Annotated in this window: 19 protein-coding genes; 7 read left to right on the forward strand and 12 right to left on the reverse strand. The window is 59.1% G+C overall.

Translation table 11 applies throughout. The features are described from left to right. Window positions 1–42 precede the first annotated feature (42 nt). From WMP97_RS03330 to WMP97_RS03350, 5 genes are all read right to left on the reverse strand, one after another. On the reverse strand, window positions 43–3,222 hold the full coding sequence (locus WMP97_RS03330) for an ATP-dependent helicase (protein ID WP_340439794.1): 3,180 nt from the start codon (window positions 3,220–3,222) through the stop codon (window positions 43–45). Continuing rightward, complete coding sequence (locus WMP97_RS03335; protein WP_340439838.1) at window positions 3,215–6,322, reverse strand: ATP-dependent helicase; 3,108 nt, start codon at window positions 6,320–6,322, stop codon at window positions 3,215–3,217. The genes WMP97_RS03330 and WMP97_RS03335 overlap by 8 nt, the downstream gene beginning before the upstream one ends. A 32-nt stretch (window positions 6,323–6,354) precedes the next feature. Further along, the gene (locus WMP97_RS03340; protein ID WP_340439795.1) at window positions 6,355–7,140 is read right to left on the reverse strand and encodes a hypothetical protein; all 786 of its coding nucleotides are present in this window, start codon (window positions 7,138–7,140) and stop codon (window positions 6,355–6,357) included. A 9-nt stretch (window positions 7,141–7,149) separates the two neighbouring features. Further along, window positions 7,150–8,088 carry a DUF3152 domain-containing protein gene (locus WMP97_RS03345; protein ID WP_340439796.1) on the reverse strand — a complete coding sequence of 313 codons (939 nt, stop codon included), beginning with the start codon at window positions 8,086–8,088 and terminating at the stop codon, window positions 7,150–7,152. 61 nt (window positions 8,089–8,149) lie between these two features. After that, complete coding sequence (locus tag WMP97_RS03350; protein WP_005322370.1) at window positions 8,150–8,374, reverse strand: DUF3107 domain-containing protein; 225 nt, start codon at window positions 8,372–8,374, stop codon at window positions 8,150–8,152. 71 nt (window positions 8,375–8,445) lie between these two features. Here WMP97_RS03350 and WMP97_RS03355 point away from each other — a divergent pair, with 71 nt between their 5' ends. After that, window positions 8,446–9,771, forward strand: coding sequence for a DEAD/DEAH box helicase (locus WMP97_RS03355; RefSeq protein ID WP_340439797.1), 1,326 nt, complete (start codon window positions 8,446–8,448; stop codon window positions 9,769–9,771). Continuing rightward, complete coding sequence (locus WMP97_RS03360) at window positions 9,768–11,006, forward strand: Rv3212 family protein (RefSeq protein ID WP_340439798.1); 1,239 nt, start codon at window positions 9,768–9,770, stop codon at window positions 11,004–11,006. The genes WMP97_RS03355 and WMP97_RS03360 overlap by 4 nt, the downstream gene beginning before the upstream one ends. 75 nt (window positions 11,007–11,081) lie before the next feature. On the opposite strand, the gene WMP97_RS03365 is transcribed toward WMP97_RS03360, so the two are convergent. Next, complete coding sequence (locus WMP97_RS03365; RefSeq protein WP_239205912.1) at window positions 11,082–11,570, reverse strand: hypothetical protein; 489 nt, start codon at window positions 11,568–11,570, stop codon at window positions 11,082–11,084. Between the two features lie 496 nt (window positions 11,571–12,066). Here WMP97_RS03365 and WMP97_RS03370 point away from each other — a divergent pair, with 496 nt between their 5' ends. Together WMP97_RS03370 and WMP97_RS11805 are read left to right on the forward strand one after the other, a co-directional pair. Next, a complete protein-coding gene (locus WMP97_RS03370) occupies window positions 12,067–12,327 on the forward strand; it encodes a WhiB family transcriptional regulator (protein WP_005322377.1) in 261 nt (86 codons plus the stop codon). Between the two features lie 83 nt (window positions 12,328–12,410). Beyond that, on the forward strand, window positions 12,411–12,485 hold the full coding sequence (locus WMP97_RS11805) for a 50S ribosomal protein bL37 (protein ID WP_100067784.1): 75 nt from the start codon (window positions 12,411–12,413) through the stop codon (window positions 12,483–12,485). 107 nt (window positions 12,486–12,592) lie between these two features. On the opposite strand, the gene WMP97_RS03375 is transcribed toward WMP97_RS11805, so the two are convergent. Both WMP97_RS03375 and WMP97_RS03380 read right to left on the reverse strand, forming a co-directional pair. Then, a complete protein-coding gene (locus tag WMP97_RS03375) occupies window positions 12,593–12,865 on the reverse strand; it encodes a mycothiol system anti-sigma-R factor (RefSeq protein ID WP_023020791.1) in 273 nt (90 codons plus the stop codon). Beyond that, complete coding sequence (locus WMP97_RS03380) at window positions 12,865–13,476, reverse strand: sigma-70 family RNA polymerase sigma factor (RefSeq protein ID WP_023020790.1); 612 nt, start codon at window positions 13,474–13,476, stop codon at window positions 12,865–12,867. The genes WMP97_RS03375 and WMP97_RS03380 overlap by 1 nt, the downstream gene beginning before the upstream one ends. 28 nt (window positions 13,477–13,504) lie before the next feature. Between WMP97_RS03380 and ybaK the strand changes: the two genes are divergently transcribed. Further along, window positions 13,505–14,008, forward strand: coding sequence for a Cys-tRNA(Pro) deacylase (gene ybaK, locus WMP97_RS03385; protein WP_340439799.1), 504 nt, complete (start codon window positions 13,505–13,507; stop codon window positions 14,006–14,008). Here ybaK and WMP97_RS03390 read toward each other — a convergent pair. Further along, on the reverse strand, window positions 13,994–14,641 hold the full coding sequence (locus WMP97_RS03390) for an SOS response-associated peptidase (RefSeq protein WP_340439800.1): 648 nt from the start codon (window positions 14,639–14,641) through the stop codon (window positions 13,994–13,996). The two genes, ybaK and WMP97_RS03390, sit on opposite strands and share 15 nt — an antisense overlap. Between WMP97_RS03390 and aroA the strand changes: the two genes are divergently transcribed. Beyond that, window positions 14,640–15,941, forward strand: coding sequence for a 3-phosphoshikimate 1-carboxyvinyltransferase (gene aroA / locus WMP97_RS03395; RefSeq protein WP_340439801.1), 1,302 nt, complete (start codon window positions 14,640–14,642; stop codon window positions 15,939–15,941). The two genes, WMP97_RS03390 and aroA, sit on opposite strands and share 2 nt — an antisense overlap. Further along, the gene (rsgA, locus tag WMP97_RS03400) at window positions 15,934–16,959 is read left to right on the forward strand and encodes a ribosome small subunit-dependent GTPase A (RefSeq protein ID WP_086587999.1); all 1,026 of its coding nucleotides are present in this window, start codon (window positions 15,934–15,936) and stop codon (window positions 16,957–16,959) included. Before aroA ends, rsgA begins: the two co-directional genes overlap by 8 nt. On the opposite strand, the gene WMP97_RS03405 is transcribed toward rsgA, so the two are convergent. From WMP97_RS03405 to WMP97_RS03415, 3 genes are read right to left on the reverse strand one after another with little or no spacing between them, the layout of a single operon-like run. Continuing rightward, the gene (locus tag WMP97_RS03405; protein WP_340439802.1) at window positions 16,956–17,207 is read right to left on the reverse strand and encodes a hypothetical protein; all 252 of its coding nucleotides are present in this window, start codon (window positions 17,205–17,207) and stop codon (window positions 16,956–16,958) included. The two genes, rsgA and WMP97_RS03405, sit on opposite strands and share 4 nt — an antisense overlap. Before the next feature lie 16 nt (window positions 17,208–17,223). Beyond that, complete coding sequence (locus WMP97_RS03410) at window positions 17,224–17,739, reverse strand: DUF6912 family protein (RefSeq protein ID WP_411703449.1); 516 nt, start codon at window positions 17,737–17,739, stop codon at window positions 17,224–17,226. After that, window positions 17,739–18,149, reverse strand: a complete 411-nt coding sequence (locus tag WMP97_RS03415; protein ID WP_023020783.1) for an HAD-IA family hydrolase — start codon at window positions 18,147–18,149, stop codon at window positions 17,739–17,741. Before WMP97_RS03415 ends, WMP97_RS03410 begins: the two co-directional genes overlap by 1 nt. Window positions 18,150–18,308 lie beyond the last annotated feature (159 nt).

Consider the following 18,308-nt stretch of genomic DNA (forward strand, 5'->3'; position numbering starts at 1 on the left):
ATTGCTCAAGAGATTGCGTGCTTACGCAACCGCTCACATACCTTAGCCCTTTTGGTGCTCAACTGACGATTCAAGGAGTTTCTTTAGCTCTTCCCCACGTGGAAGGCGGGCTGGCTCGAAGGTATAGCCATCGTGCACGTAGTAGAAAGCAGCGCGAATCTTCTCTCCGCCATGGATACGCCGCCATGCCTCTGCATAAACCGCAAGCTGTATCTTGGCGGCGTCCATAGCCTCCCCTTGGGGTGGGCGGCCTGTCTTCCAGTCCACCACCATCCACGTGCCGTCGTCCAAGCGGAATACCGCGTCCATGCGCCCGCGCACCACGGCCTCACCGATGGTGATTTCAAAAGGCGCTTCTACGTATTCCGGTTGACGTTGCGCCCACTCCGAGCTCAAGAAAGCCTTTTTCAGCTCTTCCAAGTCATAGTCCGCCGCCTCATCAGTACCCGGCAGCTCTTCCTCGCTCAATAGTGCAGGGCTGCCAAAGCGGTCCTCCAACCACGCGTGGAAGGCGGTACCGCGCTTGGCATAAGCATTCGGCTTAAACGGCACTGGACGGCGTTGCCTCCGGGCGAACTGCAGCGGGTCAGCCCGCAGCGCAACCATGTCAGAAGCAGTCAGTTCACTGGGCAACTCAACGTCTACCACCGGTTGTTGCAGGGCCTTGAATTCTTCAATGAGCGCGCCAGCCTCCTGCTCCCACAACTCAAAGGTTTCACCGTGGCTGAGGTCTGGAAGTTCTTCCATCGCCTCAAGCACCGCATCGGCACCGGCAACTGCCTCCGGGTTGGCCTTCAGCGCTGGGAACTGTGCGCTCTCACCAAAGTCCTCCTCGGACGGTTCATCTGGCACGGACCACTCCACCACGTACTGCGGGAATTGCTCTTTCAGGCGCTCTAGGTATTCATAGGGCGCCTTCTTGCTCTTCCCAGAAGCGTTATTGGTTCCCGAGCCAGTAACGGTCAGCGTGGATTCGGTACGGGTCAATGCAACATAAAAAAGGCGCGCAGATTCTTCCGCCTTTAGGGCACTATCTGCTTTCTTAAATTCTTCGCAGGCGTTTTGGAACTGCGAGCGCTTTTCGGCATCCTCTGGGACCTCAATATAGTCGTCCTCCCCCGGGACCTTTTCGATCCTGCTAAGGAAGGTCTCCGCTTGCGCGTTATAGCTAGAAGAATCAGCATGCACCACGCAGACATGCTCCCATTCCAGGCCCTTGGCCTTATGCGCAGTCATAATTTGCACACGGTCCGTTGCGGCAGGCACCTCGCCCATGTCCAAACCGTCTTCCTTTTCGAGTGCAAGCGCAAAATAGTCCAAGAGTGCGTACAAAGAATCACCGTGGAAGCTAGCGACGATATCGGCAAATTTATCCAAGTGGGCCGTTCCCCCCGCGCTTCCGCGCGCCAAGACTTCGGTACGGATATTAAACAATGCCTCAATATCAGCGAAGATGTCCACCAGCGGCTTGGATAGCGAATAGGTGCGCAAGTGCCGCAGTTTGGCAGATACCTCTTCCATGCGGGCAAGGCCCTGTGGGGTATAGCGGTCCCTCTCCCCCAAGTCAGCCAGGGCGTCGGCAAGGCCAACGCGCTGATCCGGTTCTTCTGCGGTGACATCTTCCAACTGCGCTCGCAGGTAATCTTCCGGGTCCATTCCTGGTTCCCAACGCAAGCGCTCCTCCCTTGCTCCGGCGAGGTTTCGTTGACGCGAAGCGAGGGCTTGAATATCGCTAATCCCCAAACCGCACATAGGGCCAGCCAGTACCCGCACTGCTGCAGACAGATCTTCTGGGCGTACGAGCATCGTGGCAATGGCCACGAGATCCTGGATTTCTGGCTGCCACAACAAACCACCGAGACCGATGATTTCATTAGGTACGCCCGCCTTGTCTAAAGCCGCAGCGATAGGTGCGGACTGCCTATTTTTACGCACCAGAACCGCTGCGCTGAAGGTGTCTCCTTCGCGTTTGTCCCACTGCTTTTTCAAATGCTCGGCGATAAATTCGCGCTCGCGATTTTCGCTTTCAAAGTAGGCCAGCTGGATTTCACCCTCGCCTTTATGTGGGGCGGCAGAAAGTTCATCCACGGGACGCTCAACGCCTTCAAATACCCTCTCCGCCACTGAGTTAGCCAAATCCAGCGCACCCGAAGGGTTGCGCCACGAGGTGGTCAATTGGTCCTTCGGAGCAGGTGTGCCCGGCGCGACTAGAAAATCCTCCACGAAGGCGGTGAGGTTTTCAGAGGTCGCGCCGCGCCAGCCGTAGATGGCCTGCATTGGATCGCCTACAGCCGTAACAGACAGTTCATCTTTCTCGCCGCCGAAAAGGCTTCGAAGTAGAACGCGCTGGGCATAGGAGGTGTCTTGGTACTCATCCAACATGACAACCTTGTAGCGCTGGGATTGTTGCCTGCCCACAACAGGATAATCACGCGCTACTCGGGCGGCGACAGACATTTGCTCGCCAAAGGTGATGACTTGTCGCTCGGATTGTTCCTTTTTCAGGGCCTCCAGCAGCGGTACGTACTGCACACGGCGTTCCTGTGTCTGTATATAGCCCAGCAGTTTTTGAGAGTATTCGGGGCCATTCTTCTTCGATTTGTCAAGGTTATCGATATCTGCGCGAAAATCGCGCGCATGCTCAGCGATATGGCTCGTGTCTTTGAGACCGTTATCAATATCCTGGCTGAGGCTCAGCAGGGTCTCGGTGATTGTGGCTAGGGTGCGATCGTCTTCTAGTTGGCCGGTGTAATTGCGCACCACATCGTAGGCTAAGGAATAGCGCTCGGCCTCAGTAATGATGCGCGCGGTGGGCTCAACCGGAACTAATAGGCCGTATTCACGAACGAGTTCTCCGGCGTAGGAGTCATAGGTGGATACCTTCGGCGCAATGTTTTCTAATGCTTCTGCCACATCGCTGCCTGGTGGGATGAGACCGGAATCGCGCAGTTGAATCAGCTGCCTGCGAATGCGTTGCTCCAGTTGTTGCGCGGCTTTGCGGGTAAAGGTCAGGCCAAGAACCTGTTCAGGTCGCACATAACCATTGGCCACCAAATACACCACGCGCGAGGCCATGGTTTCTGTCTTGCCAGCACCAGCGCCGGCAACCACGAGTTTGGGGCTAAATGGGCCTTCAATGACATGAGCTTGTTCGTCGGTAGGCGGGAAATCCTTGCCCAAGGCCGCAGCGATTTGCTGTGGGGAAAAGTTGCTCTTAGGCATCGGTGGTCATCCTTCCTTCTTCCTGCACGGGGCAGATGGAGCGAATTGGGCATTTATCGCAGTCTTTATTGGTACGCGCAGTAATGCGCGGACCACGCATTTCCTCCACCAGCGGGGGCAGAAGTGCGGCGAATTCTTCGAGTGCTTCCGGAGATTTATCGCTTTGCCAAATCTCGCCAATCTTCTTAGTGGTTGCGCCCGGGTAAACCAGCACCCCTCCCTGGCGCGGCATTCCTTCACCGTCGTGGACCTGATGGCCGTCGAATGCACCATGGGCAAGCGCGAGCTGATAGGTCATTAACTGCACATGGTCTTCGGCTTCTTTTTTGGCCGGTTGGGTTTTCCCGGTCTTGAGGTCCACGACCAAGTAGTTTCCTTCTTCATCGCGAAGGAGACGGTCCATATAGCCGCCGATGCGCACGCCTTCACCGACATGTACGCCCACAGGAATTTCCACGCCCACTAGTTCTTGATTTACTTCAGATTGGCGCGCCCATTCGCGGGCGCGGTCCAATAGAGTGGAAAACTCGTCGAGTTTGAATCGCAATTGCCACTGCGGCACGTCCTGGATGCGCTCGAAAGCCTCCATCACCAAAAGCTTGGCCTTTTCCGCATCCATACCGCGGCCAATGGCTTCAAAGAAGGCGTGGGCCAACGTACCGCGGAGCAGGTGCTCCTCAGCGCTCGGGTCCTCAGCCACATTGCCCAGCACAGCCTTGAGTGGGCAGTTGAGCAACGCTTCTACGCGAGAGGGCGATAAACTGCCGCTGGTATGCAACGGCAGTTCAGCCGCAACGGAACGCGCCGACCACCACTGCTCCGGGTGGGCGCCGGGGATTTCGGCCGCCGCTAACCGCGCGAGCTGGCGGGCAGCTTGCTTGCGTTCAACCTCACCGGATTCCGGATTGCTAACTACCCGGCGCAGCTGTGCGACAAAGGCCGGCACGGACAGCACCGCAACATCGAGTGGATCAATCTCCAGACCATCGCGCAAAGATACGGGTGCGGGTTCGGGCACATCGAGGCCCAATTCGCGCGGGAGTTGGGCGCGGCGCAGCGCCCGCTTTGCTTGGCGACGCGCAGCTTGACCGGGAACATCGACACCACGTCCGGCGAATTCGTCGATGAACCGAGAAGGCTCGGAGACCGTATCGCCCTCTGGATTCTCCACGGCAGTAATGAGCAAGCGCTTTCGGTGGCGGGTGGTAGCGACGTGGAAGAGACGACGCTCTTCTGCCAAGCGGGAGGCGATGTGGCTGACGGGAGTATCGGGATCAATATCGTGGTCGAGGAGATCGATGAGATCTTCTTGCCCGAAGATGGAGCCAGTCTCTCCTAGCGAAGGCCAGCTGCCTTCCTGGGCGCCGGCCACGATGACGGTATCCCATTCGCGGCCCACTGCACCGTGCGCGGTCAGGATTTCTACGGCCTGCGGGATGGCGGTGCGGCGGTCACGCACGCCGGTGGGAAGTTCTTGTTCAGTGATATGGGTCAAAAACGCGCTCAGTGAAGAATCCGGGCGGCGTTCTACGAAGTCTCCAGCAGCGTCAAAAAGCGCCATCATTGCATCTAGGTCGCGGTCGGCCTGCGAGCCCGTTGCACCGCCGCGCAAGGCCGAGGCCTGTAGGCGGTTGTCCAGCTCGGTAGCACTCCATACGGCCCACAGAATCTCCTCCACCGAAGCGCCGGAAGTGAGCGCTTCCCGGCCGGCACTAAGCACCGCACGAACGCGTTCGAGGATCGAGTATTCCCGTTCAGTGAGCTGTCCGTTGAAGTCTGGGAGCTCGCCGTAGAGAAGGCCCCGGAGGCTATCGATGCCCCGAGTGGTGGAATCCCAGCGGCGCAAGCCACGGATGAGTCGGCGCAGGGTGACAGGATCGGCGCCACCGACAGGTCCGGTGAGTAGTTCTTCCAACTCAGAGTTAGATAGATCCTCCTCCAAGGCGCGCAGTGCAAGCAGCACAGCGGAGACCAAACGCTGTTCGGCCAAGACAACGTCGGTGGGATTGATATGTACGGGCACACCGGCGGCTAGGAGGGTGCGGCGCATTTGGCCAATGTCACTAGTAGAGCGCACAATGACAGCGATGTCGCGCCAGGGCACGGCATCTTCCAAGTGGCGGCGGCGCACGGTATTAGCTACGACGTCGCGCAGCCGACCGTCCGAGTCCACGATAGAGATGCACGCCGGTGTGGGCCTGCGGTAGGACTCGGTGAGCTCAATGTCATGCTCGGCTGGAAAGTCCTGCAAAAAGCGCGAGCTAGCACCACGAAAGGCAAAGACAGATTGGGCTGTATCTCCACCCACAACTACGAGGTTGGCCTGCGCAGCTAGCCCAAGAATGAGCTTTCCTGCGGTGGGGTCGAGCAGTTGAGCATCATCGACGACAATGGTGTGGAAGGGATGATCGCGCAGTAATTCAGGGCGTTGGAGAACCGCGGTAACCAACTCTGCAGCAGAGTATGAATGGGAACGGGAGAGGAGCTGCACGCGCTCATACTCGCGCAGAAATTCGCCCGCGGCGGACCACATAGGGCGGCCATATTCGTGGCCTAGGCGCTCCAGGTCTCCTGGGCCCAGACCTCGTTCAATGGAGCGCAAAAGGAAATCGCGCAACTGCCGCGCAAAGCCCACATATTCCAGCGCGGGGCGCATCTCTTCTGGCCAGGAACCGTGGCCGTCCTCTGCTTGACCGATAAGTAGCTCCCGAATGACGGCATCTTGTTCCGCACCGGTAATGAGCCGTAACTCCTCCTCGGCCGCCGTGCGCAGTAACGCAAAAGCCAAGGAGTGCACAGACCGCACCATTGAGGTCTGTGCGGCGTAATTCTCGAGGCGTTCAGAAAGTTCGCGGCGCAATCGGGCACCGGATTCCTTCGAGGGCGCAATAACGAGAATGCCGGAGGGATCCGCGCCAGTTTCCTGGGCTCTGTCCAGGGCATGAATGACGGTATCGATAAGGAAGCTCGACACGCCACTGCCTGCCGCACCGGTTACTTTCCAGGAACCGGATTCGGGCAGGTCAACCGGCCAGCTGCGGGACGTGGCGGACGGGGTACGGGGAACGAGGCGCACTTGTGGGGACGGTGGGAGGACCACTCCCGCACGCGCGGTGGAATGGGGGTCGTAACTCACCGCTCCAGTATGGCAGATGCCCGCGACACCAGATATTGCTCCACCCGTTCAATGTGCGAACGCGCGTTTGAACGCGAAGCAGGATGCAGATCGTTGATATGACGACGATACGACACTGCACGCAACAGCAGCTCCTGCATGCCCGGCACGTGGCTAAAGCGTTGGCAGATCTCATCATCAACCGCCTGAGCAATAAGCCCGTCGACGATGACTAGGGCGGCGCTCCAACCGGCTGGGCGCGGAAATTCGCTCGGCACAATGTCCACGATTCCCGGCGGGTTGGCGCCGTGATAGACCGTGGTGGTGAGAAGAGCGGTGTGGGCGGGGATAAGAGGGACGTCGGCAAGCAGAGCTGGGCGATAGGCCTCCCCCGTTTCTCCCCACGCGGCGCGCTCCGCGCGAGCAAAGACATCGTCACGCTGCCCGGTGGGAAGTGCCACCTCGGCCATAGCCGTATCAAGGCGCAGCGCCATCTGTGCGGTTTCATCAATGCGCCCCCGGACCTGCCCCGGAATAAACTGCGTGGCCTTCCAGCCAGCGGCCGTATGACGGCCATCGCTAGATAAAATTGGCCGGGAAACCCGGGCGCCTTGCACACTTAGGCGCTCGCGCGTCTTGGCGGACCATGCAGCAAAAGGACCGGCCTGCGAATAGACCACGTCCCCCACCTTGATGCCGTTATCCCACACCGGGCCTAATTGATCGCCCTGAGCGCGGCGAGTACCGGTAGCACCAGTTTCCGCGTGAAAGGCGCTTAAAACATGCTCTGGGGGAAGCGGCATCCTTAACTCCTATTCGGGTTGGTGGGGATCCTTATTATCCGGGTTGGGGAAAGGCCACGGGTTAGCTGCACAGGTCACGTCCTCATCAGGATAGACCTCGCTGGGCTTGCGATCGTGCAATGCCTTGTTATTGAGATCCAAGGTCTGCTGCATCATGATCGGAGCTAACTTGCCCTGCCCACCACACGGCTGGTGGGCCGCATAGCCAATGGCGTGGCCCAGCTCGTGGTTAATAACGTACTGGCGGTAGTTACCCATATCGCCTTCAAACGGCGTCGCACCGCGCACCCAGCGAGCCTCATTAATAACCGTGGTGGACTCGCCAGTAATGGTGGTATGGCAGGAGGTTTCCGTTTCAATTTTCTCCCCGCACCGCTCCGCGGCGGTACCCAAGGAGGTCAGCTGGATACGGGTATCTGGATCCGCATCAGAGGCCACGTGCTCGAACTCGAAGTCCTTGTGCGCGGTCCAGCCGCGCGGATCAGAAAGGGTGGCCTCCACCATGGCTGCAAAAGAATCATCGCCGCCATACGGTGCGGTATTGAGGCCATCTTCCACCTCGATGGAATAGCGCACCTTCTGCGCGCCACCCTTACCGGCTACGGCGCCGGGCTCGCCCACCTCATGGAAAGTGCCCTTTCCCAGCTTGGTAAACGCCCCACCGGGCGGCATCTCACTAATTTCCCGTTTGACCGCTTCCGCATCAGCCGGATCAGGCCCGATTTTCTCGGCACTCGTCGGGGCAGCTGTGGTAGTTTCTTCCGCCCCTTCTTCAGAGGAGGAAGCGGTGGCGATATCGACAATGAACCAGATGGTTAAGGCGATCATCAAAGGGATAGCCACCACGCGCCACCAGCCATATTGACGCGCAAACCGGACCACCGCATTTGGGTGGTCCGGCGAATGGCCCTGGCTCCGGTGAGCGTGGCGAGTCTCCCTGTCTTCCATGGGGCCTTAGGTTACCCGTTTATTTTTAAAAATCTGAATCAGCAGACCGGTGCGCTCGTCTTTAGGCGCCGGCGAATCCCACGGCGTGCTTCTTCGCAATGCCCACCTCAACGTAGACCACGCGGTCAGTGCGCACGAGGTACTTGCGGCCCTTGTCATCTTCCAGTTCCAAGGTGGAGTTATCCGCCAGGGCGCTATTGATCTTCTGCGTCAGCTCAGCCTGGTCACCTGCAGCGCTAATGACCAGCTCGCGAGCGGTGTCTGCGAAGCCAAACTTGATATCCATGAGGGTTCCTCCTCTAACTAGAGTTTTATTGTCAATGGCCCCACTATAACCATCCCGGCTACTATCAAGGTGTGTCTGACATAAAATCCCAGCCACCGAGCTTCGCGGAACTCGGCGTTGCGGCCGAAATCTGCGATGGACTCGCCACCCGTGGCATCACGCGTACTTTTGCAATCCAGGAATTAACCCTGCCCATCGCTTTGTCCGGTCAGGATTTGATTGGCCAAGCGCGCACCGGCATGGGCAAAACCTACGGCTTTGGCGTGCCGCTTTTGGATCGTGTCTTTGATGATGCCGATATCGAAGAGCTCGATGGCATCCCGCGCGCCCTCGTGGTGGTCCCCACCCGTGAGCTTGCTCAGCAGGTCACCAAAGACCTGCAGGTAGCCGCCGCTGACATACCGGTGCGTTTGGTTTCCATCTACGGAGGCCGGCCCTACGAGGAACAGATCACAAAGCTCAATAAGGGCGCCGATGTCATCATCGGTACACCTGGCCGCCTGATCGATCTCCACGAGCGCGGCAATCTGCAACTAGACCGGGTGGCCATCTTGGTACTCGATGAAGCCGACGAGATGCTAGATTTGGGCTTTTTACCCTCGGTGGAGGCCATCCTGCAGGCTCTGGATGGCAATGCGCACCAGACCATGCTCTTTTCCGCTACGATGCCGGGCGCGATTTTAACGCTGGCCCGCCGTTTTATGGATAAGCCCATCCATATCCGCGCCGAATCGGGCGAGCAGGATTTCACTCATTCCTCCACCCGCAAGGTCACCTTCCAAGCTCACCGCATGGATAAGGTTGCCATCGTCGCGCACGCCCTGCAGGCTGCCGACCGCGGGCGCACCATCATCTTCGCCCGCACCAAGCGAGCGGCCGCCCATTTGGCCGATGATCTCGCCCGGCGCGGCTTCCGCGTGGGAGCCGTCCACGGCGACCTTGGGCAAAAGTCCCGCGAGAAATCCCTGCAGGCCTTCCGCTCCGGCCAGGTAGACATCCTGGTCGCCACCGATATTGCTGCCCGCGGTATCGACGTCGATGATGTCACTCACGTCATCAACTACCAGGTACCAGATGATCCAATGACCTTTGTCCACCGTATTGGTCGCACGGGTCGCGCCGGGCATACCGGTACCGCCATCACCTTGGTGGGCTACGATGAGCTGGGCAAATGGCAAGTCATTAACGATGAGCTGGATTTGGGAGAGCCGGAGCCGCCACAATGGTTTTCTACTTCCCCAGAGCTGGCCCAAGCGCTAGACATCCCCGCGGATGCAGAGGAGACCGTAGGCCCCGAGACCAAGGTTGTAGGCCAGGTTTCAGTCCGCGAGAAATCCCCCACCCGTACCACTGCGCGCCGCGGCAGCTCCCGGCGCCGACGAGGAGGCCGCCGATGACTAAGGCTCCCATTTTGCGTTCCACGCTCTCTGATTGGAAGGCCACCGGCATCATTGCCGTGGTCTGCGCCATCGCGGTAGGCGGTGCAGCCGTCACTGCCAATATCAATCAGGCACATTTGAGCCAGGCGGCCGTTCCTGGGGAAAAGGATGCACCCGCACTTTCCACAGTCCCGACTAACCTCCACGAGTCCTTCAGCCTCCCCAATGAACCGGTGCCTGGCCAATACCGAGCGGTTTCGGCGCACGGCCTGACCATCACACATGCGGATCACACGCTCACGGCTACCAATCCGGACGGTTCCGAAGCGTGGACCTATGAGCGCACTGATGCCGAACTATGCTCACTGTCTGCTGCATGGGGCAAGATAGTAGCTACTTATAAGACCGGTGTGGGCTGCGGAGATACCGTGGCGATTGATGCCGCGACTGGTGAGTATGACAGCACCCGTAGTGCCATAAATTCGGACGAGGTGGTACCCATATCCTCCAATGACCGGATAGGAACGGTCTCCACCGACCGCATCGATCTGTGGCGCTCCGATATGGTACGTACCGTGGAATACGGTGACGTGGAGGCAAAACAAGAACCGGACAAGCAACCGCATGAGGATTGCACGCTCACCTCGGCCCTTACCCGTACCGAGAACTTAGCCCTGACCGAGTCCTGCCCCGATAAGCCGAATACCACCTGGTTGCGCTTCCAAGACACCACCCCCGATGATTCCCGTCAACCGGACATCGCCGCCGATGTGGACATTGCCACCGATGGCGCCCGCCTTGTCGCCGTGGGCCAAAAGGCCGCCGCCGTATACCGGCCAGGACCACACCCCTCCATCGAGTCATATAACAATGAAGGTAAAAAGCTCGACTCTTCCCCAGCAGAGCCTTCTCCGGCTATAGACACCGGCGACTCCCCCTTCGCGCCGGCAACTGCGGACTTGGCGCACCATATGACCTGGTTTGATGGCTCCCGGCTTTACCTCTTTAAGCCGAGCGACCTCTCGGTTGATCGCATCGTGGAAGAGGCCATCGGCACCCCCATCGCTGTCAACGAGCAGATGCTGGTGCCTACCAAAGAAGGAATTGCAGTCATGGACTGGTCCACTGGCAAGACTCTGCGGACCGTCCCGGTTGACCGCGGCGCCTACCGCGGTGCCGTTTATCTCACCTTAGCGGGTGACACCATTGTGGAAGCCCGCGGCGATAAGGTAGTGGGCCTTAGCGCCGATTAGTACCCCACCATCGCATAAAAAGGCCGCGCATTCCGGGTTTTACCGGGCGCGGCCTTTTTACACGTGAAGACGACTTTAAAAGTTTGCTGCCGCCCACTCAGTGGAGGCGCGTACGAACATCAGCAAGAAGATGACCACTGCGGCGCTCAGCAATGTCACCGCGCCCAGTAGCGGCGATCCACCGCTAAACATTTGGAAGGAGCTAGCCGCCAAGATTAGCTCCACCAAAATAATGGCTCCCCTACCCCAGCGCTTTCCCTTGACCATGGCCCAAGCGCCAATGATGACAAAACCAAACACGATAAAGATAAAGAGTGCGGTGCCTAGCCCCACAAAGCTTCCAGAGCCCGAATCCGACACCATGGAGCCGTTTTCCGCACCGGTCAATTCGCGCACGATCAGGAAGATGCCAAAACAGATTACGGCGATGGACTGAATCACGGCGAGTGCTGCGGCCACGAGGACTGGTTGCGGCGCCCCGTGCTGGGTCTTTTCTTCCCCACTAATCGACCGCGTGGAGGCAGCATTTTGCTTTGTGTTTACCTTCTTGTTTTGTTTGGACACAAGCCCACAGTCTACTCACGGGCAACGCCATTTTCTTGTGCGCCACTCAGGTTTCGCGGGGGCAAGGGCTAACCGGACAGATTTGACGCTTCTCTAGTCACCACACTCAAGCAGTTTCAGTCAATGCGCCAGTTCAGCGCGTTTCTCACAGGCTTCTTTCAACTCCAGCGTCTATCTAAATGACCCCCACACCACTTTCCATTCAGTGATGTTTAACACATTTTCGCCTCTACCCCTAGCGGAGCCTGAGTAAACATGTCATGATTCTGGGGTAGCAAAAAGAAAGAGGACGTAAACCTCTTCTTAACTTGAAGGAAACTTCAAGTAACCACAATGTGGACCATTGGCGGCGGCGACGCTGGCCCGACCTCGAGACCGGGCCCCACTGCGCGCAGACCAGTTCACACAACCACCCACCCATGGCATTGGTTGCTTTTCATTTTATGAAAAGTGCTTGTGCTTTCTGCTGTCGAATTTTTGTTAGGAGATATCAATCATGGATTGGCGCCACGAAGCTGTTTGCCGCGACGAAGACCCCGAACTGTTCTTCCCAGTAGGCAATTCTGGTCCTGCACTTACCCAAATTGCTAAGGCCAAGTTGGTCTGCAACCGTTGCCCCGTTGCCTCTTCCTGCCTGAAGTGGGCACTGGAGTCCGGCTTGGACGCCGGCGTCTGGGGCGGTCTATCTGAAGAGGAGCGCCGCGCCCTCAAGCGCCGCCGCAACCGCGGCCGTGGACGCGCCCGCGTTTCCGCTTAATCATCGGCCCCCAATTTTCGTTTCGGCGCCCTTAGCCGCTAAAGTTGAATAAAGTTCAGATACCCTCAACGAAGGAGTGCGCAATGAGCAAGCGTGGTCGCAAGCGCAAGGATCGCCGCAAGAAGTCCGCTAATCACGGCAAGCGTCCTGGCGCATAACGCACAGCACATAAGCCCGGCCCACGGTCATCACAGACCGTAGGAGCCGGGCTTTTGCTTTGCCGAATCGGCGCAGGCTGCTTAGCAGCCCGTGCCGTATGTCCGCACTACCAGGTGGTCTCGATGCGGGTGATTTCAACCGAGATGCGGCGGCGTAACGCCTGCGGCGCCTTGGCCTGCCCGTTACAACAGTTGCGCACCAGCGAACGAATAATCTCCTCGCTCTCGAGGCGTTTTTGACAAAAATCACACTGGGCGATGTGCTCGCGGATGGCAAGCGCGCGGGCATAGGTGGTGGATTCATCGAGAAGCTCGCACAGGAGGGCCTGTACCTCTGGGGAGCTACACGCACCACAGTTGTGTTCCGTTGCGCGTTCCATTACTTCTCCTCCATGTCTGGGTGTTCTAATCCAATACCTTGTTCTCGTGCCACGTCTTTCAACGCTTTTCGGAGTAGTTTTCTTCCCCGGTGCAACCGAGACATCACTGTGCCCAAAGGAGTGTCCATGATTTCCGCAATTTCTTTATATGCCAGGCCCTCCACATCCGCGTAGTAAACCACCATGCGGTAATCATCGGGCAGGTCATTCATGGCCTCTGAAATGGTGGAATCCGGCATGTCCTTGAGCGCGGCTACCTCGGCGGATTCCAGACCGGTGGAATCATGTCCGGCGGTGGTATAGAGCTGAAAATCACTCAAGTCATCAGCCGAGGACTCCGTTGGCCGGCGCTTCGCCTTGCGGTAGGAGTTGATGTAGTTATTGGTCATGATGCGATAAAGCCATGCCTTGAGATTCGTACCCGGAGTAAAGGAATGGAAGGACTTATAGGCCTTGAGGTAGGTCTCCTGCACTAGGTCTTCAGCGTCTTGGGGATTGCGCGTCATGCGCAAGGCACCACCGTAGAGCTGATCTAGCAGGGGCAGCGCTTCCGCTTCAAAACGGCGCTGCAGCTCCTTTTCGCTGATTGTTTCTTTAGCCACAATTTCCATACTAACGCCTAGCGTTAGAATCCCAGTCATGTCTAAAAAGTCCCCGCATGCAGCCACCCCAGCGCTCAAAGTTGTAGAAGACGCCGGTATCGAGCACCGCGTATACACCTTTGAGGCGGGCACCGATCACTTTGGTGATCACGCCGCCGCAGCTCTAGACGTAGAGCCGGAGCGCGTGCTCAAAACCCTGGTCATCGATTTAACGGCGGGCAAGGGACCCAAGCGCAAATTGGCGGTGTGCGTTATCCCTACTACCCACCACCTAGGCTTGAAAAAAGCCGCAGTCGCACACCAGGTTTCCAAGGCCACTATGGCGGACCCGCACGATGCGACCAAGTCTTCCGGTTATATTCCCGGCGGCATCTCCCCGCTGGGGCAGAAGAATCCACTGCCCACCATTATCGAGGAAACCGCCATCCTTTTCGATACCGTCTTCATCTCTGGCGGGCGCCGCGGGCTAGATATCGAGCTCAATGCCGAGGACCTCGCCCAGCTGTGCAACGCCAGCTTTGCCGATCTACTCGCCGAGTAGCTCCGGATAATCGTTGGATACAGTGCCCACGGCCTTGTCGGCGGGGTGGGTGTGAAAGCCCCGCAGTGGCGTCGGCAAGAGCAGCTCGGCGGCCTCCTCGGGGCTGCCCTCTAGCCAGGCGCGCATTTCCTCGGCCGCCAAAAAGCGCGGCAGGCGATGGTGCAGCCACTCCATTTCTTCCGTGGCTGCAGTGGTAATGATCGTGGCGGACAGGCGGTCTAAGCCGGTGTCCCAGAGGCCTGCGGCCCACAACAAGCCTTCCTCCGCACGCACGAAGTAGGGCTGTTTGCCGCGCTCTTCCTGGCGCCACTCGTAGTAACCATTCATCGGGATGAGGCAGCGCTGCCCCTTAAAAGCGTGCCGGAAAGAAGGCTTGGAGGCCACGGTCTCCGCCCGCGCATTAAACAGCGGCGGGCCCTCAAGATCTTTCTTCCAGTGCGGCAATAGCGCCCACCGCGCAGGATCGACTTGAGCAAGGCTTTCGCGCACACGCACGATGGCCACCGGCTGGGTGGGCGCAATGTTGTAGCGGGGCCCTGGGGTGCCTTGCGGGGCATGTACCTCGGTGACTCTGGGCAGCTCCCCCACCTCATCAAGGAGGGACTCGGTAAAAAGAACGAATCTTCCGCACATGCCCTCTATTATGGACGATATGTCTCAACCATGGTCCGCCCCGCAAGCGGCAGGCCCCATTACGTGGGCCCAGCACGTGCCGGGCTCAAAGTCTATTACCAACCGCGCCTTCATTCTGGCCGCGTTGGCCGATGGCCCCTCTACCCTGCGCGCTCCGCTGGTCTCGCGGGATTCGCAGTTGATGGAAAAGGCGTTGGAGTCTATGGGCGTGCGCTTCGAGCACGACGGCGAGGACATCCACGTCACCCCAGGCCCGCTCAAGGGCGCCACGGTGGATTGCGGCTTGGCCGGCACGGTCATGCGCTTTATCCCGCCGGTTGCGGCCTTGGCTGATGGCGCCGTGCTTGTCGACGGCGACGAGCAGGCCTACGCCCGCCCCATGTCCACCACCCTCGATGCGCTGCGCCACCTTGGCGTAGAGGTGGACGGCGATAGCCTGCCCTTTAGCGTGCGCTCGCACGGAGTGCCAGAAGGCGGCGAGGTCACCATCGATGCCTCTGGGTCATCGCAGTTCGTCTCCGGACTGCTGCTAGCCGGTGCACGTTTTAAAAAGGGCATCACCGTAACCCACGAGGGCGCTCCGTTGCCCTCTTTGCCGCACGTGGAAATGACCGTGGGCATGCTACGGCAAGCGGGCGTGCGCGTAGACTCCGGCGAGAATACGTGGACCGTGCACCCCGGCCCGATTGCCGGCCGGGAGTGGACGATCGAGCCGGACTTGTCCAATGCCACGCCTTTCCTTGCTGCCGCTGCTGTCACCGGCGGCCGTGTGACCATCAAGCGCTGGCCCGCCAATACCACCCAGCCAGGTGACGCTATTCGCCATATCTTGGTGGATATGGGCGTTATGGTCACCCAAGAGCCGGGATTTGTCACTGCAAAGGGCTCCAAAGACGGAGCGCTGCAGGGCATTGAGCGCAATATGGGTGATATTGGCGAGCTCACCCCCACCGTCGCGGCGCTGTGTGCCCTGGCAGAAACCCCCTCCACGCTCACCGGCATTGCCCACCTGCGCGGCCACGAGACCGACCGCCTCAAGGCGCTGGCAACTAATATCAACGCCCTGGGCGGCAAGGTCACCGAGCTTGCCGACGGCCTGCGCATCAACCCCGCCCCTCTCCACGGCGGCGAGTGGCCGTGCTATGCGGACCACCGCATGGCCACCGCGGGTGCCATCCTCGGTCTGAAGGTGCCGGGCATAGAGATCGAAGATATTTCTACCACGGCGAAGACCCTTCCTGGCTTCGACCGCATGTGGGAGACGATGCTGGACCCCGAACAACAGGAGAGCAATGGCTAGGCGTTTCGGTTCCTTTGATGAATCCGATGTGCGCGTGCGCCCTGGCAAGGGTTCGCGGCCGCGCACCAAGGATCGCCCCAAACATAAAAATGCCAAGTTCGGCATGGTCATCACCAAAGACCGTGGGCGCTGGGGCGTCGCGCTAGATGACGGCCCACGGGTCACCGCCATGCGCGCCCGCGAACTCGGCCGCACCGCCATCGAGGTGGGCGACCGCGTTGGTGTCGTGGGCGATACTTCCGGAAAGAAAGACACCTTAGCGCGCATAGTGAAGCTGGAAGAGCGCACCTCCGTTCTTCGGCGCACCGCCGATGACACCGACCCCTACGAGCGCATCGTGGTGGCGAATGCGGACCAAATGCTCATCGTCACCGCCGTGGCCGATCCACCACCGCGTTCCGGGTTTGTCGAGCGGGCCCTCATCGCCGCCTTCGTGGGCAATATCCACCCAATCTTGTGCCTGACTAAAACAGATCTCACGGATCCTGAGCCGTTCGCGGCCGAGTTTGCTGATCTTGATGTCACGGTGGTGAAAGCCGGCGTCGAAGACGGCCTCGAGTCCGTGCGCCAGCACATCGATGGCCACGTCACCGCGCTCATCGGCCACTCCGGCGTGGGCAAATCCACCCTGGTCAACCGCCTGGTTCCGGATGCGGATAGGGAGACGGGGGAAGTATCGGGCGTAGGCAAAGGCAGGCATACTTCTACCCAATCGGTAGCGCTTCCCCTCCCCGCCGATGATGCATACTCTGGCGGTTGGATTATCGATACCCCCGGCATTCGTTCCTTCGGCCTCGCACATGTTGATGCTGATGACGTGCTCGGCGTTTTTGAAGATCTTGCGGCCGCCGTCGAGGATTGCCCCCGTGGTTGTACGCATATGGGCCCGCCTGCGGACCCAGAATGCGGGCTGGATGACCCTGCGCTTATCCCCCCGGATACCGCCAGTGCGCGGCGGCGCGACGCGGTGCGCGGCCTACTTGAGGCCCTGCGCACCAACGTGGACTGGGAAAATTAAAGGTGGAAGCCGGTATCGGCGATAACGCCTAGCAGGCCATCTACGATGCCAAAGACCACATCGAGGATCTGGCCCCAGGTGCCCTGGGACGAGGTCTCTAGCAATGCTAGCCACGGGGTGGTGGGCACGACATCGGCAGCGGCATCTGCGGCCGGGGTGGTATCGGCCGCCAGAGCGGCTGGCGCGGAAATGAGGGCTACACCTGCGGTAACGGTAGCTGCAGCCAGGTTCTGGAAACGTTGAGTCATGTTTTCTCCTTCAGTTTTAGAGCAATTCTACGAGGAAAGGCAGCTCGCTGGGGTGATAAAAGGCCATAAACTTATCCAGCGCATCTCCCACGGCCAGCTCCGCGTCCTCATCGCCAAGGTCTGCGGTGTCAATAGCCTCAATGGCCTTCGCGGTGGTTTCTTCGGATTCCGCAATATCCACGTGGATGGCCGCCAAATCGTCTTTGCTAAACTGCGCCGGCTGAAGTTCTACCACCGGCTCGCCCATATCCGGTCGTGGGGTGATGACAGAATCATCCAGGTCCACGGAGATGACCACGCGGCGATGCGGGAACTTTTCATCATCGCCGATGGCCAGAAGGCGCATAGAGGCCATAGATGCCTCGAGGAATGCCGAGTAGGCAATCTCTTCTTCATCGCCCTCGGTATAGAAATCCTGCAGCGCTGGTGTCACCATGAAACCCCAGCCGGAACGCGCAGAAAGGGAACCAGTCTCTTCCAATTCCGCCAGCATGGCGTAAGTTGCGGGAATGTAGACGCGGGCTTTAGCCACTAAAACTCACCTTCAATGTCGAAGACAGCCTGGATTTCTACGGAAACGCGATCAAAGCTGGTGTACAAAAAGCCCACCATGCCGGTTTCCACGGCGGCGCGGACGTTGAGAATAGAATCATCAACCATGACGCAATCATTGAGCGGAAGCTCTAGGGCATCTGCGGCCGCCTGAAATGCAGCGACCTCTGGCTTTTCCGCCCCAACCTCACCAGAGAGAATTACTGCATCTACGTTTCCGCGGTACTCCCACTCGCGAATGTGCTCCGCGCCTGGACCGCCCGGGTCATTGGAGAGGATGGCGGTTGCCGCGCCATTTGCCTTTGCGGCGGCCAGCAGCGCCTTCCAGCGACGGTTATCTTCTTCGGTGCCGTCGAGGACGCCGACATAGTCAACGATCAGACCACGCATGTACTTAAATCCTTTGGTTACGGTTTTCTCTTTAACTCCCCGAGAGTATAGCGAACCACGCGCACATTCGCGCCCACCTCTTTCAGGAAACCCTCAGAAATGGCGGCCGTGGGGCGGGCATGAGACAATTATCACGCGTCCGTCTCCTGTCCTTATTCA

The organism is Corynebacterium sp. KPL4072 (assembly GCF_037908395.1).
Classification (GTDB): domain Bacteria; phylum Actinomycetota; class Actinomycetes; order Mycobacteriales; family Mycobacteriaceae; genus Corynebacterium; species Corynebacterium kefirresidentii.

Bases quoted from the DNA above. Each gene is read 5' to 3' on its own strand.
- WMP97_RS03330 (WP_340439794.1), bottom strand. From the start codon at position 3,222: ATGCCTAAGAGCAACTTTTCCCCACAGCAAATCGCTGCGGCCTTGGGC.
- WMP97_RS03340 (WP_340439795.1), bottom strand. From the start codon at position 7,140: ATGCCGCTTCCCCCAGAGCATGTTTTAAGCGCCTTTCACGCGGAAACT.
- WMP97_RS03345 (WP_340439796.1), bottom strand. From the start codon at position 8,088: ATGGAAGACAGGGAGACTCGCCACGCTCACCGGAGCCAGGGCCATTCG.
- WMP97_RS03350 (WP_005322370.1), bottom strand. From the start codon at position 8,374: ATGGATATCAAGTTTGGCTTCGCAGACACCGCTCGCGAGCTGGTCATT.
- WMP97_RS03360 (WP_340439798.1), top strand. From the start codon at position 9,768: ATGACTAAGGCTCCCATTTTGCGTTCCACGCTCTCTGATTGGAAGGCC.
- WMP97_RS03370 (WP_005322377.1), top strand. From the start codon at position 12,067: ATGGATTGGCGCCACGAAGCTGTTTGCCGCGACGAAGACCCCGAACTG.
- WMP97_RS03375 (WP_023020791.1), bottom strand. From the start codon at position 12,865: ATGGAACGCGCAACGGAACACAACTGTGGTGCGTGTAGCTCCCCAGAG.
- WMP97_RS03380 (WP_023020790.1), bottom strand. From the start codon at position 13,476: ATGGAAATTGTGGCTAAAGAAACAATCAGCGAAAAGGAGCTGCAGCGC.
- ybaK (WP_340439799.1), top strand. From the start codon at position 13,505: ATGTCTAAAAAGTCCCCGCATGCAGCCACCCCAGCGCTCAAAGTTGTA.
- aroA (WP_340439801.1), top strand. From the start codon at position 14,640: ATGCCCTCTATTATGGACGATATGTCTCAACCATGGTCCGCCCCGCAA.
- WMP97_RS03390 (WP_340439800.1), bottom strand. From the start codon at position 14,641: ATGTGCGGAAGATTCGTTCTTTTTACCGAGTCCCTCCTTGATGAGGTG.
- rsgA (WP_086587999.1), top strand. From the start codon at position 15,934: ATGGCTAGGCGTTTCGGTTCCTTTGATGAATCCGATGTGCGCGTGCGC.
- WMP97_RS03405 (WP_340439802.1), bottom strand. From the start codon at position 17,207: ATGACTCAACGTTTCCAGAACCTGGCTGCAGCTACCGTTACCGCAGGT.
- WMP97_RS03415 (WP_023020783.1), bottom strand. From the start codon at position 18,149: ATGCGTGGTCTGATCGTTGACTATGTCGGCGTCCTCGACGGCACCGAA.